At 51.1% G+C, this 12,120-nt stretch carries 11 protein-coding genes; 10 read left to right on the forward strand and 1 reads right to left on the reverse strand.

Translation table 11 applies throughout. From position 1 onward, the window contains the following. Nucleotides 1–99: 99 nt before the first annotated feature. Together prs and ROJ03_RS07275 are read left to right on the forward strand one after the other, a co-directional pair. Entirely contained in the window at nucleotides 100–1,392 is a 1,293-nt protein-coding gene (gene prs, locus ROJ03_RS07270) for a ribose-phosphate diphosphokinase (protein ID WP_313726353.1), read from the forward strand. 109 nt (nucleotides 1,393–1,501) lie between these two features. Continuing rightward, nucleotides 1,502–2,704 carry a pyridoxal phosphate-dependent aminotransferase gene (locus tag ROJ03_RS07275; RefSeq protein ID WP_313726354.1) on the forward strand — a complete coding sequence of 401 codons (1,203 nt, stop codon included), beginning with the start codon at nucleotides 1,502–1,504 and terminating at the stop codon, nucleotides 2,702–2,704. 6 nt (nucleotides 2,705–2,710) lie between these two features. Here ROJ03_RS07275 and ROJ03_RS07280 read toward each other — a convergent pair whose 3' ends face one another. Continuing rightward, the gene (locus ROJ03_RS07280) at nucleotides 2,711–3,130 is read right to left on the reverse strand and encodes a secondary thiamine-phosphate synthase enzyme YjbQ (protein ID WP_313726355.1); all 420 of its coding nucleotides are present in this window, start codon (nucleotides 3,128–3,130) and stop codon (nucleotides 2,711–2,713) included. A gap of 78 nt (nucleotides 3,131–3,208) precedes the next feature. Here ROJ03_RS07280 and ROJ03_RS07285 point away from each other — a divergent pair, with 78 nt between their 5' ends. From ROJ03_RS07285 to ROJ03_RS07320, 8 genes are all read left to right on the forward strand, one after another. Then, entirely contained in the window at nucleotides 3,209–4,126 is a 918-nt protein-coding gene (locus ROJ03_RS07285; RefSeq protein WP_313726356.1) for a DMT family transporter, read from the forward strand. A 30-nt stretch (nucleotides 4,127–4,156) separates the two neighbouring features. Beyond that, complete coding sequence (locus tag ROJ03_RS07290) at nucleotides 4,157–5,326, forward strand: radical SAM protein (protein ID WP_313726357.1); 1,170 nt, start codon at nucleotides 4,157–4,159, stop codon at nucleotides 5,324–5,326. A 45-nt stretch (nucleotides 5,327–5,371) separates the two neighbouring features. Next, a complete protein-coding gene (locus ROJ03_RS07295; protein ID WP_313726358.1) occupies nucleotides 5,372–6,538 on the forward strand; it encodes an MFS transporter in 1,167 nt (388 codons plus the stop codon). A gap of 31 nt (nucleotides 6,539–6,569) precedes the next feature. Then, the gene (locus tag ROJ03_RS07300) at nucleotides 6,570–7,031 is read left to right on the forward strand and encodes a pyridoxamine 5'-phosphate oxidase family protein (RefSeq protein WP_313726448.1); all 462 of its coding nucleotides are present in this window, start codon (nucleotides 6,570–6,572) and stop codon (nucleotides 7,029–7,031) included. Nucleotides 7,032–7,074: 43 nt separating this feature from the next. After that, nucleotides 7,075–10,167: a hypothetical protein gene (locus ROJ03_RS07305; protein ID WP_313726359.1), complete on the forward strand. Its 3,093-nt coding sequence runs from the start codon at nucleotides 7,075–7,077 to the stop codon at nucleotides 10,165–10,167. Then, a complete protein-coding gene (locus ROJ03_RS07310) occupies nucleotides 10,164–10,964 on the forward strand; it encodes an inositol monophosphatase family protein (RefSeq protein WP_313726360.1) in 801 nt (266 codons plus the stop codon). Before ROJ03_RS07305 ends, ROJ03_RS07310 begins: the two co-directional genes overlap by 4 nt. Beyond that, nucleotides 10,961–11,605, forward strand: a complete 645-nt coding sequence (locus ROJ03_RS07315; RefSeq protein WP_313726361.1) for an HAD hydrolase-like protein — start codon at nucleotides 10,961–10,963, stop codon at nucleotides 11,603–11,605. The genes ROJ03_RS07310 and ROJ03_RS07315 overlap by 4 nt, the downstream gene beginning before the upstream one ends. Nucleotides 11,606–11,703: 98 nt before the next feature. Then, a complete protein-coding gene (locus tag ROJ03_RS07320; RefSeq protein ID WP_313726362.1) occupies nucleotides 11,704–12,099 on the forward strand; it encodes a RidA family protein in 396 nt (131 codons plus the stop codon). Nucleotides 12,100–12,120 lie beyond the last annotated feature (21 nt).

A 12,120-nucleotide genomic window follows, 5' to 3' on the forward strand; every position in this document is an offset into this window, starting at 1 on the left:
GGATGGATTCCTTGAAAAAGAGAGAAACAGCATTTCCCCAGGCCGCTCCATGGTCTAATACGGATTGAACTTTCATGGGTGTTGTTGTATGGTTTGCCCATGAGCATCATCAAACCGCAAAAGCTTGGAATCATCTCGGGTCCGGGCTCAGAATACTTCACCGGCAAGGTTGTAAAACACTTGCGACGTCTCTATCTAGAACGCTATGCAAAACTCTCTTCAACCTTGGCCAAGCGTCATGATATGACTGAAGAAGAGATTCTCAAGACCGTTACCCTGCTTGACGATCTGAACAACAAGCGGATTCCCCGAAGCAAGCGGCCAACCACCTTCCAGTGCCCCGATTTTACGATCAAGGCTAAATACACCAGGTTTGCCAATGGCGAAGTCAAGGCAGAGATCCTTGATCCAGTCAGGGGCCTCCGTGTATTCATTGTCTATGACCTTTCCAACATGGAGCCTGTCCGTGTTGCCGGCTCTGATGAGCCCATTGCCCTTTCCGTGAATGACCACCTCATGTTCCTCTTTACCACCATCAATGCCATCCAGTTGGCAGGCGGCGAGAGTGTGACCTTGGTGCTCCCTACCTATCCGTACTCAAGACAGCACAAGAAGGGTGGACGTGAAGCCCTCACAGCCGCCATGTTCGGCCGTATTTGTGAGATGTTGCGTGTGGAGAGGATCATCACCCTTGATATCCATAGCAGGGAGATCGAGAACTGTTTCTCCCATCTCCATCTTGAGAACCTCCATGGTTCCTACCAGACCCTCATTGCACTGCATAAGCTCATAGACTTCAACGACCCTGACCTGGTAGTGGTGTCCCCTGATACCGGAGCCATCAGCCGTAACAAGTTCTACGCCCAGGCTCTGCACCGTCCCCTTGCCATGCTCTATAAGGAACGCGACTACTCCATTGTCAGCCGCGATGCCAAGCACTCCAATATCAAGAGCATCAACCTGCTTGGTGATGTCTCAGGCAAGACCGTGCTTATGGCGGACGACATGCTCGCCACCGGTGGGACTATGATCATCGCCATGCGCGAGCTCATGAGCCTCGGAGCCAAGAAAGTCATCTGTATGGTAAGCCTGCCGCTGTTCAACGCCAATGCTGTCGAGGAGTTTGAGAAGGCCTACCAGGAGGGTGTCTTCTACCGGATCATCGGCACCAATGCCGTCTATCATGGACGGGATCTGCTCGACAAGGAGTGGTACATCCAGGCTGACATCACCGAGCTTTTTGCCCGTGTCATCAGCCGTCTGCACCATGGCCGTTCCATCAGCCCTCTGCTGGACAACAGAAAATTCATCCAAATCATGATTGATAACAGTCAGGCGAATCCCCAAGCGCCAATGGCACCTGCCAGCGCTAGTGACCCGGACCGCGATTAGCCTTGTGCTCGCGGCCTCCGGGTTATTCCACTTTACCCATCTCCTCCCGTAGGGTTGCGAGGGTAATGAACTGTACTCAAATATACCGCTTGGAGATTTCACCATGCAGATGTCTAACAGAATTTCAGCTTTTCAATGTTCACCGATCAGGCGCCTTTCCCCCTATGCCCGGGATGCCCAAACCAGAGGCATCAAAGTCTACTACCTCAACATCGGGCAACCTGACATCAAGACCCCACCACAGGTCATTGAGGCCGTTCGCACCTATGACCAGACGATCATCGCCTACGGTAACAGTGAGGGGAGGCAGGACCTTAGGGAGGCTTTGCCCGCCTACTATGCCAGTTACGGCCTTGAGGTGAAAAGCGATGACATCCTCATCACCACAGGTGGTAGTGAAGCTCTGCAATTTGCATTCATGACCCTCTGCGACCCCTATGATGAGGTTATCATCCCCGAACCCTACTATACCAATGTATCCTCATTTGCCCACTCGGCGATGGTCACCATTGTCCCTGTCACCAGCAAGATCGAGGATGGGTTCTCCCTTCCAGACATCTCAGAGTTCGAGAAGAGGATTACCCGCAAGACCGGCGCGATCCTCCTGTGCAGTCCGAACAACCCTACCGGACATGTCTACACCGAGGATGAACTGCTGCAGTTGCTCAACCTTGTCAAGAAACATGACATCTTTTTGATAGTGGATGAGGTCTACCGTGAGTTCTGTTATGATGGCAAGCAGTTTACCAGCGTACTCGCTTTTCCTGAATTCGCCGATAGGGTCATCTGTGTCGATAGCTTCTCCAAACGCTACAGCATGTGTGGCTCACGCATCGGTGCCCTGGTCAGCAAGAACCCCGATGTGCTGGCCAATGCCCTCAAGCTTGCCCAGGCAAGGCTCTGTCCACCTGAGATCGAGCAGGTTGCTGCCCGTGCTGCCCTGAAGACTGACAACTCCTACCTCCTGGAGGTCAAGGCCGAGTATGAGAAGCGCAGAAACTTCATTGTTGAGGGACTGCAGAAGATTGACGGGGTGGTCTGCAATGCTCCCAAGGGGGCATTCTACCTGGTCGCCGAACTTCCGGTCGACAATGCAGAGGCCTTTGCCACCTTCATGCTCAAGGATTTCTCCCTGGATGGACAGACTGTCATGGTAGCACCCTGTGAGGATTTCTATGAGACGGAGGGCCTTGGTCGCAAGCAGGTGCGTATAGCCTATGTCCTCAATACTGAGGATCTCAAGCAGGCCCTCAAGTGTTTTGATGCAGGCTTGAAGGCCTATCGCACCCAAGTCCTTGGCCAGACTCTCTAGGCTCTTCTATTCACCTATGATTTTGATGAGGGCGTGCTTGTTGCGCATCCCATCAAAGTCATAGTAGAAGATCTGCTCCCATGAGCCGAAATCCAGCCTCCCAGCCGTAATGGCAACCACAGCCTCACGCCCCATGATGGTACGTTTGAGGTGGGCATCAGCGTTTCGCTCATCCCCCTTGTTGTGCTTGTACTGCTCGTAGGGGAGTTCTGGGGCGAGCCTTTCAAGCCACTGCTCGAAATCCTCATGCAACCCACTTTCGATCGTGTTGATGAAGACGCTTGAGGTGATGTTCATGGCATTTACCAGAACAAGACCCTCCTTGATGCCACTTTCCACCACGGCTTCTTGTACGGCCTCGGTTATATTGACCAGACCGCGCCGTTTGTTGATGTTGAACCACAATTCCTTTCGGTAAGTAATCATGAGCACCTCCAATGGCATCTGCAGTATACCATGGAGTGATTGCAACAGGTACCTATAAGCAGTACACTGCCCCTCATTATGGATAATTCACCGGTCATCCTTCCAAAGACGAGGATTTTGGGTCATCTTGCTGTGCTCTCTGTCGTCGTGATCTGGGCAACCACCTACATCTCCACCAAAATCCTGCTCGAGGCCTTTAGCCCGATGCAGATATTGCTGATTAGGACGATCTTGGGCTTCTCTTTCCTCTTTTTGTGCAATCCGAGGAAGATGGTCTACAAGCAGAAAGGCGATCGTCTTCTCCTGGCCGCTGCCGGTCTGTGCGGGATATTCCTCTACTACTACGTGGAGAACACCGCCCTCGTCTTTACCTCTGCCTCCAATGTCGGTGTCATAGTCGCTACTGCCCCTTTCTTTATCCTGCTGGTCGTGCACTTTGTCCTTAAGGAAGAACAACTCAAGGGCCAATACTTTTTGGGGTTCTTGCTCTCCATGGTAGGGATCTCTCTCATCAGTTATAGTGGGCAGGCTGACCTAAAACTCAACCCCCTAGGTGATCTCCTTGCGGTATTGGGAATCGTGGTGTGGGCCTTCTACACAACCCTTACCCGTGTTGTCTCACGGCGTGGCTATCCTACCTTGCTGGCAACCAGGACGATGTTCTTCTATGCCCTCTTGGGTATGGTGGTGGCCACCCTCATCCATGGAGAGCTGCCATCCCCAACGTTGATGGTAAAGCCCCCCTATCTGTACCATCTGCTCTTTCTGGGCCTTATAGCCTCTGCCCTCTGTTTTGTCCTGTGGAACTTCGGCCTGAAAAGCATAGGGGCGGTGAAGAGTTCGTTCTACCTCTACCTTAGCCCTGTCATAACCATTGTATTCTCCGTCATTGTCCTGGGGGAGGTCATAACCACCACCTCTGCGATAGGGACTGCCCTTACCCTCGGGGGCCTTTTGGTATCGGAATACAAAAGAGATCGCAAAAAAGTCTTGTAAAAACTACTATACTGATGTTACCCTGTCTGTATGGATACGCAACAGAAACTGGATATTCTTAGCCGTGATGCCCAGTATGACCTCTCCTGTGCCTGTGGCACAAAAAACCCCGATGAACATCGGAGGAAGAACCAGGCCGGTGATGGATGGCTCTACCCAACCACGACAGCAAGTGGGGGACCGGGTATCATTTTGAAGACCCTTTTGGGAAACCGGTGTGCCAATGACTGCAAGTACTGTCCTCTCAGGGAAAACCAGGATTTCCGTCCTGTGGCTATCTCCCCGTATGAGATGGCATCATTCTTCTATGAATTCCAGCTCAAGCGCCCTCTCATAGGGATCTTCCTCTCCAGTGCCGTCCTTGGCGATGGCGAAAAGACGATGGCCCAGCTGGTTGCCACAGCCGAAATCCTGAGAAAACACTTCCGCTATCGTGGATACATCCATCTGAAGGTCATTCCAGGAGCGAGTAGGGCGAGCATAGAGAGTGCCCTCAGGTATGCCTCAGCCGTTTCCCTGAATATCGAGACCCCTGGTGGGGGACATTTCTCCAAGCTTACCGATAGAAAAAACTACCAGAAGGATATCATTGAACCCCTGACCTTCATTGCGGAACAGACACAGAAGGGTGGTCGATACTCCCGTGTCCACACCTCAAGTCAGTTCATTGTCGGGGCAAGCGACGAAAGCGACCAGGAGATCCTCAACTATGGCAGCCGTATGTATACCAACCTGCAGATGGGAAGGCTCTACTACAGTGCCTACCAGAGTGGGTTGGGCGACCCTTCCATCCCAGGCGAGCAGAAGGTTGAGATTCAGAGCGAACAGCTCTCCCTTTTTGACCTGGGACCGCAGGTGGGAGCCTCACCTGACCTGCTGGTAAGGGAACACCGTCTCTATCAGGCTGACTGGCTGTTGCGTTGCTACGGATTTTCCTATCAGGATCTGGTCTTCGACAAGGGTGGTAACCTGAATTTGCATAAGGATCCCAAGCTGGTCTGGGCTGAAAGCCATCCTGAACTGTTCCCCCTGTCCATCAAGAGGGCATCAAAGGAGGAGCTGTTGAGGGTCCCCGGCCTTGGCCCTTCCTATGTGGAGAAAATCATCCAGGGGAGGGGAAGCTGTGCCATCTCCTCATTGGAAGACCTCCGCCTCCCTCCATCAACGGTAAGAAAAGCACAATCCTTTCTCCAGATGTGAAAACCTGCTTGAGTGAGCTTGCACAAAAGCATACAATGCTTGCATATGTTGCAACTCTATATATCTTTTTTCTTTCTCTATTCCATTTTTGCTGTAATCAATCCTTTTCTGCAGGTACTGCTGAGAAACAGTGGGTATTCGTATGAGGCAGTAGGAATCCTGCTGGCCATCTTTGAGATTGCTGGCATCGTCGGGCCCTTGGTGGTGGGCAGGATAGTCGGCAAGACCGGTAGGCTGAAGGATACCATCCTGGTCTCAACTGCTGCAGCTTCTCTTGGCCTGATCCTCCTTGTCCGTTCAGGCCCTGTCTGGCTTACCATCGTTGCCCTTGCCATTTCGGCCTTCTTCCTGCGCTCGCTGCTGCCTCTGCTCGATACGGTTGCAACCAACAGGTTCAACGGGGATGCCCAGAAATACTCATACATACGCTCGTTCGGAACCTTGGGTTTCGTGGTGTTCTCCTTGGCTTTCGCTGCCTTGGGCATACCTGTCGTTAGCGACAATTCGAGTATCATTCGCTATGCCCTCATGGGCTGTCTGCTTTTCTTTCTGCCTGTATTGAGCTGGAAGGAGGTTCCCCAACCAAAAAAATCGAAAGAACCTGTAAAGCGGGTTCCTTTTTCTGTTGACCCCTGGTTTGACAGCGCCTTTGTCATCGGGCTGGTCATCATCGCCCTGAACCGGTTGAGCATGTCTGCAATATCAAGTTTTCTCTCACTCTACCTTGTGGAGGAGCTGCACATAGATGCCATCAGCCTGATAAATGCCTTGGCGGCAGGTGCTGAGCTCTTGTTCATGGTCTTTGCCGGCTATCTTATCCAGAAGAAAAAGGTGCTGCCGGTCTTCCTCTTGCTCATCAGTGGCCTGGGGATGGTCCTGCGCCTGCTCATCTACGCTCATTTTCCTTCCCTTGCAGGGGTTGTGGTCGGGCAGTTGCTCCATAGTGTGGGGTTTGGGTTTTTCCACCCCGCCGCCATCCAGCTTGTGGCAAGGCGAGTGAAGCGGAGCCATCGTGCCCTGGGCATGTCGATGTATATCTCCCTGGGTACTGGCCTTCCCTCGGTATTGGGCGCAACCTTGGGTGGAATCTTGACTGAGGGCTTTGGTTATAAGGTGATGTTTGAGAGTTTTTCCGTTTTTTCCATGCTCTCAGTACTCCTGTGTCTGGTATTTTGGAAAAAAATGCGCACTCCGGCTATAGAAGAGGTGTAGAATGGTTCCTATGAGAAGGTCCGATAGGGCTATGGAGGAAGGACAAGCCTACCAGTTGCTCCGAGAGTGCCTTTGGGTTACTCTTTCAACGGTCAATTGCAGAACAGAATCCCCTCTTGGATTGGGTTCTCCCTATGCCGTTCCCATATCAGTTGTGGAATCGAGAGGTTGTTTCTACTTTCATTGTGCCACCGAAGGGCATAAGGTGGACAACCTCAAATCTGATGGGCGGGTATGCATCACCTGTGTTGGACAAGCCGTCAGTGACGAGGCTGCCCTTTCTGTCGTCTATGAGAGTGCAACCTTCTTTGCCGAAGCAACAGAAGTTCTGGACAAACTGGAGAAGAAGCGGGCTTTGGCAGCTTTGTGCCAGAGGTTCGCTCCTTCAAACATGGTTGGGATCGCCAATCAGATCGACACATTGCTGGATAGTACTGCGGTATGGAAATTGACCATGCTTGGATGCTCAGGAAAACAGAGGAAGTTTGAATGAGGGCGCAAGGTGTGCTATGCTCAAAGGTAAGGAGATGCTACTTGTGAAGAACAGCCTAGGATGGGATCTTGTCAGTATGGTGGATGTTTCAGCTGAGAAGATTCAGAAGAACCTGAAAGAGGTATCCATTTTCCTCACCAATGATGTTTCCAATATCATTGCAATCCTCGACCGGTACCATCCTTTGGCATTGCTCAAGATGGCATGTTGGGAACAGCGTAGGATAGCCCATGACCGTCCCAATGATGAATTCTCCCAGCTGGTTTCCGCAAGGTTGGTTTCCTATCTTCAGTCGGTTGTTGGGGCCAAGAAAGGCCCCTTCTCCCAAAATGCCGAAATTAAAGAGAAGGACTGGAAGCGGCTTGTCCAGTTGTTTGAGGACCTGTGCAGAAAAAGCATCCGCCATGTGGATAACTATGCACTTTCCCTCTATTCAGCAAAGAGCATTGCTGATGAGGACCTTCTGGTTGCGTTCCAGGAGTATGCAACAAGCTTCATGTTGCCCCCAGTGCCCCAAAAAAATACCATATCCAAACAGAAAATGGCCCTCAAATATCAGTTGCAACCATTCAATGCCCTCATTTCTGAAGTGTTTGAAGGTGGTCTTGATGGGCTTCTTGCAGCCTTTTCCCAGTTGGTAACCAATGCCCACGAAGGGATCGACAAGCTCCGTGATGACAGCTCTGTTTTCAAGCAGGCGAGTATGTTGCAGCTTGAGGTGCTCAAAAGCCGCGGGACAGTGAAGGGTAGTGTGCAGCAGCTCATGGAGCAGGTAATCCGTGAGCAGGGTTGGGAGAGCTGGGTCTCCGATATTGTAGGAAGAAGGGATGGCTACGACCTTTTCGATGTACGGAAGCTTACCGAACTCTCCCTGTCTGATGCCCTCCTCCTTTCCGTGGATGCAGGCCATGACTCGAATTTTCTGGATTCCGAACAGAAGGGCTGGCTTACCAGACCCTCCTTGTTGACCGAACGACCTTTTCTGCGGATATACAATTCCATCCTCTGTTTTGATGGGGAAACCCTGCTCCATCGAGCATACTGGATCATACGAAAGGCTGTATGTGCAAAAAGCGATGAACTGAAATTCCGTTGGGAAACCATTGAGCAGGAAAAGCAGGCCCTCGTACCGGTCACGTTTTTCTCGGCGATGCTCGGTACCATGAACTACACCAGGAATGTCCTGGAAGGTGATGGCTACATTGATGCTGTTTTTGAGGATGCTCAACGGGTATTGCGTGTGCAGGTTCCTGCGACCCACATCGGTTACTACCCCTATAATCCTTTTACCCACAGTGAGGATGCCCTCCTCCTTCTGGAGAGTGAACGCGAAGCCATAACCCTGTTGGGCCAGAGCACCCATCCTTCAGTTGTTGTTGACATCACCAACAAGAGCATAAGCTATCCCATGGAGCTGAAAGAGAACAAACTGACGCTTTCCTTTATCCAACTTGTAGAGCTTGCCACAACTTGGGAAGGAGTAAGCCAGATCAAGGAAGTTTTGGGCCTGCCAACCTTTGGGCAACACCATCATGAAGAGCCTGCAGCAACAGAAGAACCTACCGTAGCGGAAGAGCCTACCGTAATGGAAGAGCCTGCAGCAACAGAAGAACCTACCGTAGCGGAAGAGCCTACCGTAGAGGAAGAGCCTACCGTAGAGGAAGAGCCTACCGTAATGGAAGAAGCCCCCAGGGTTGACTTGGATGATGATTTGTTCTTTGAAGATGATTTCTATTTGCAGGATGAACAACTTGATGAAGAGGAGTACGAATCTGAAAGTGAATTTTCGTATTTTGACGATAAAGACCTAGAGGAAGATGAAAAAGAGACTGCCGATGAGCTTGCCCTTTCAGAAGAACAGCCTTCGCTCTTTAGCCTTGAAGACAGGGATCTGTTTACCCATGGCAACCTCGTTGATAATTCCCCCTATTCTGAAGATGACGATGATGATGATTTGGATGAATATGAGGATGAAGCCTTTTGTATCCTTGAAGATCATCAGGTAGAAGGGGACCTCCCAGCAATGGGAAGCTCCCTCATTCAGGCTGACGATGAAATGGAAGGGGATCTCGAGGACGACAGCAGGCCATATGACTACACCCAGCTTAGCAAAGATACTGAAGATGAAGAGGAAGACACAATCCAAGAGATTGCCTCAGATAAACCTGCTAGCTCTTTTTCCTTTTTTTCCCATCTCTCTTCGATAGCCAATAAACCAACTGTCCCCAAAAAAGAAGCTCCCATCGCTGAAGAACCAGTGCATACCAAAGAGCCTGTGCCTGCTCCTGAAGCAGAATCTGTCCCTGAGGCAGAACCTGTCCCTGAGGCAGAACCTGTCCCTGAGGCAGAACCTGTCCCTGAGGCAGAACCTGTCCCTGAGGCAGAACCTGTCCCTGAGGCAGAACCTGTCCCTGAATCAGAACCTGTCCCTGAGGCAGAACCTGTCCCTGAGGCCGAACCTGTCCCTGAGGCAGAACCTGTCCCTGAGGCAGAACTCGCTCCTGAGCCTGTGCACCACGACGATAGGCCGGCAATGCCACCTAGCTTTGAAAAACCTATTTCTGAACTACCTCCTGCCAAAGTACAGGGTCCTCCCCGTTTTATCTTGGCAGAGACAGTTTCCCAGAAAAGCGAAGATGCACCTGCAAATAAGGGGGAGGAGACGGTAATTCACTTTGAGGAGCTGGAATCATCGCTGGATGGTTCGTTGCCCAATCGATTGCGCGATATTCTGGAAAAGCTTGAAGAGAAGGGCGAAAATGTCTTCTTTGATTTTTGCAAGACAGCAGAAATAGACCTGCTGAAGACGACATCAGCCCTCATTGAGCAAGCACGGCAGGCACAACTTTTTGACAACAAGGACAAGATGTTTACCATTCCAGGGTATGACCTTACCGTTGTCCTGACAACCGGACGTAGCGATATGCTTCGGTCATGGGACCGGAAAAACAATGTGGCTGCCATCATGTATAGCCAGAAAAAAACTAGCTGGGAAGTTCTCTATCTGAACTACTCGGTATCGGGACTACTTCTCCATGCAGAGGAGAAATCCATCAGGTTTGAGGATTTCTCCCAGACCGATTGGAAGTACGTCGTCAATCTTGGAGAGAGGATCCTCCAAAGGAAAAAGAAATGAGCATGATCGAAGACTCTATTGCAGAGCATCTTGAGGTAGCCTTACTGGCTGCCAAAGAAGCTGGAAAACTGGTATTGGAAGCTGGGAAGCTGGGTCATCATGCCATTCATAGCAAACACACCAATGATTTTGTCACTGAAACCGATAGGCTTTCAGAAGAGCTCATCATATCGATCATCAAGAAAACCTTTACAGAGGATGCCATCTTCGGCGAGGAGACAGGTGCTAGCGGGGACCTTTCCCATGGGCGTTGGATCATTGATCCGATCGATGGGACCACCAATTTCTTCCGGTCCCTTCCCAACTATACCATCAGCATAGCGTGGGAGATGGAACCCTTCAAACCCTTGGTCGGGGTGGTGTTCAACCCCCGTCAGAACGAACTCTTTTGGGCAAGCAAGGGTAAAGGGGCCTTCCTCAACGGAGATCCCATCCATGTTTCAAGGATAGAGGATTCTGCCCATGCCCTTCTTGTCTGTGTCCCCCCTCATCGTAGCCATGACCTGGCTGATGCCTATTTTGAGACCATGAAGAGGCTCTTCATGGAGAGTAGCGACCTTCGCTCCTATGGTTCCTGTGCCCTTGAATTGGCCTACATTGCCGCCGGAAGGCTTGATGGGTACTATGAGCTCTGCCTTGGCTACTATGACATGGCAGCGGGCCTCTGCCTGGTAGAAGAGGCTGGAGGGGCCCTCGCTAGCGCTGACCCCCTGTCTCCATTTACCGACACCCGTTGTGATCTGGTTGCCTCAAATGGGTTGATTCAAGACTGGTTATTGCATATGGTTCATGCATGAAATTCAAACTAGCAATCTTTGACCTTGATGGTACCCTTATGGATACCTCTGCCGGAATATTTGCTACAGCCAACAAGGCTGTGGAGTTGGTGGGCCGCCCACCCGAGCATGATATCAAACAGCTGAGCAAGTTCATTGGACCTCCCATAGTCCAATGTTTCATCAACACCTATAACCTGGATGAAGAGCTCATAGAGAGCGCGATAGGGCACTATCGTGAAGAGTACGTTGCACGTGGGCAGTTCAATGCCATCGAATATCCGGGGATCAAGGAGACGTTGGCCAAACTCAAGGAGAAGGGGTACCTGCTTGGGGTAGGAACCCTCAAGACAGAGAGCCTCGCCCTAACCATGATGTCCCATTTTGGCTTCGAACCCTATTTTTCCTCAATCAGGGGTGCTGACATGTCATCCAAGCTCAGCAAGGCTGATATAGTCAACATGGTCCTCAAAGACCTTGGCATTGATCCTTCTGAAGCAGTCCTCATCGGAGATACCATCCATGACGAGGAAGGTGCAAAAGAGGCCAATGTCTCCTTTATCGCCGTTGACTATGGTTTCGGATTCCCCCGAGGGCAACAAAGGACAGACTCGATGCTTGCTGTTGTTTCCTCTCCCCAGGAGCTGCTCTCCTTGTTATAGGGAATTTTCCTGTATGGCGTTGGATGTTTTGGAAAAGCTGGAACTGCTTGCATGAGAGGGAACCAGAGAGTATTCTATTCAGATAGGAGATCGTGCATATGAGTAACAAGATTGAGAAAAAACTGGTCAATACAGACAAGGCACCTGCAGCCATCGGCCCTTACAGCCAGGCTGTCATCGCTGCCCCATTCGTTTTCACCTCAGGGCAGCTTCCCGTTGACCCAAAGACCAATGAACTGGTAGGTGGTGATGCCGCCAATCAGGCAAAGCAGGTATTTGAGAACCTGAAGGCTGTACTTGCAGAGGCCGGGACCGATCTCTCCAGGGCGGTGAAAGCCACAGTGTTCCTGAGGGACATGAATGACTTCGCTGCCGTAAACAAGGTCTATGCTTCCTTTTTTGGGGAAGGCATCCTCCCTGCCCGATCGGCAGTCCAGGTAGCCAGGCTTCCCAAGGATGTAGCGCTTGAAATAGAGATGATAGCCCTGCTCTAGGCTAACCAATAGGAGGGAAGG

Origin of the sequence: Sphaerochaeta sp. PS, from assembly GCF_032144095.1 — a bacterium.
In the GTDB taxonomy this organism is placed as follows: domain Bacteria; phylum Spirochaetota; class Spirochaetia; order Sphaerochaetales; family Sphaerochaetaceae; genus Sphaerochaeta.

Bases quoted from the DNA above. Each gene is read 5' to 3' on its own strand.
- ROJ03_RS07285 (WP_313726356.1), top strand. From the start codon at position 3,209: ATGGATAATTCACCGGTCATCCTTCCAAAGACGAGGATTTTGGGTCAT.
- ROJ03_RS07315 (WP_313726361.1), top strand. From the start codon at position 10,961: ATGAAATTCAAACTAGCAATCTTTGACCTTGATGGTACCCTTATGGAT.
- ROJ03_RS07300 (WP_313726448.1), top strand. From the start codon at position 6,570: ATGGAGGAAGGACAAGCCTACCAGTTGCTCCGAGAGTGCCTTTGGGTT.
- ROJ03_RS07295 (WP_313726358.1), top strand. From the start codon at position 5,372: ATGTTGCAACTCTATATATCTTTTTTCTTTCTCTATTCCATTTTTGCT.
- ROJ03_RS07310 (WP_313726360.1), top strand. From the start codon at position 10,164: ATGAGCATGATCGAAGACTCTATTGCAGAGCATCTTGAGGTAGCCTTA.
- ROJ03_RS07275 (WP_313726354.1), top strand. From the start codon at position 1,502: ATGTCTAACAGAATTTCAGCTTTTCAATGTTCACCGATCAGGCGCCTT.
- ROJ03_RS07320 (WP_313726362.1), top strand. From the start codon at position 11,704: ATGAGTAACAAGATTGAGAAAAAACTGGTCAATACAGACAAGGCACCT.
- ROJ03_RS07290 (WP_313726357.1), top strand. From the start codon at position 4,157: ATGGATACGCAACAGAAACTGGATATTCTTAGCCGTGATGCCCAGTAT.
- prs (WP_313726353.1), top strand. From the start codon at position 100: ATGAGCATCATCAAACCGCAAAAGCTTGGAATCATCTCGGGTCCGGGC.
- ROJ03_RS07280 (WP_313726355.1), bottom strand. From the start codon at position 3,130: ATGATTACTTACCGAAAGGAATTGTGGTTCAACATCAACAAACGGCGC.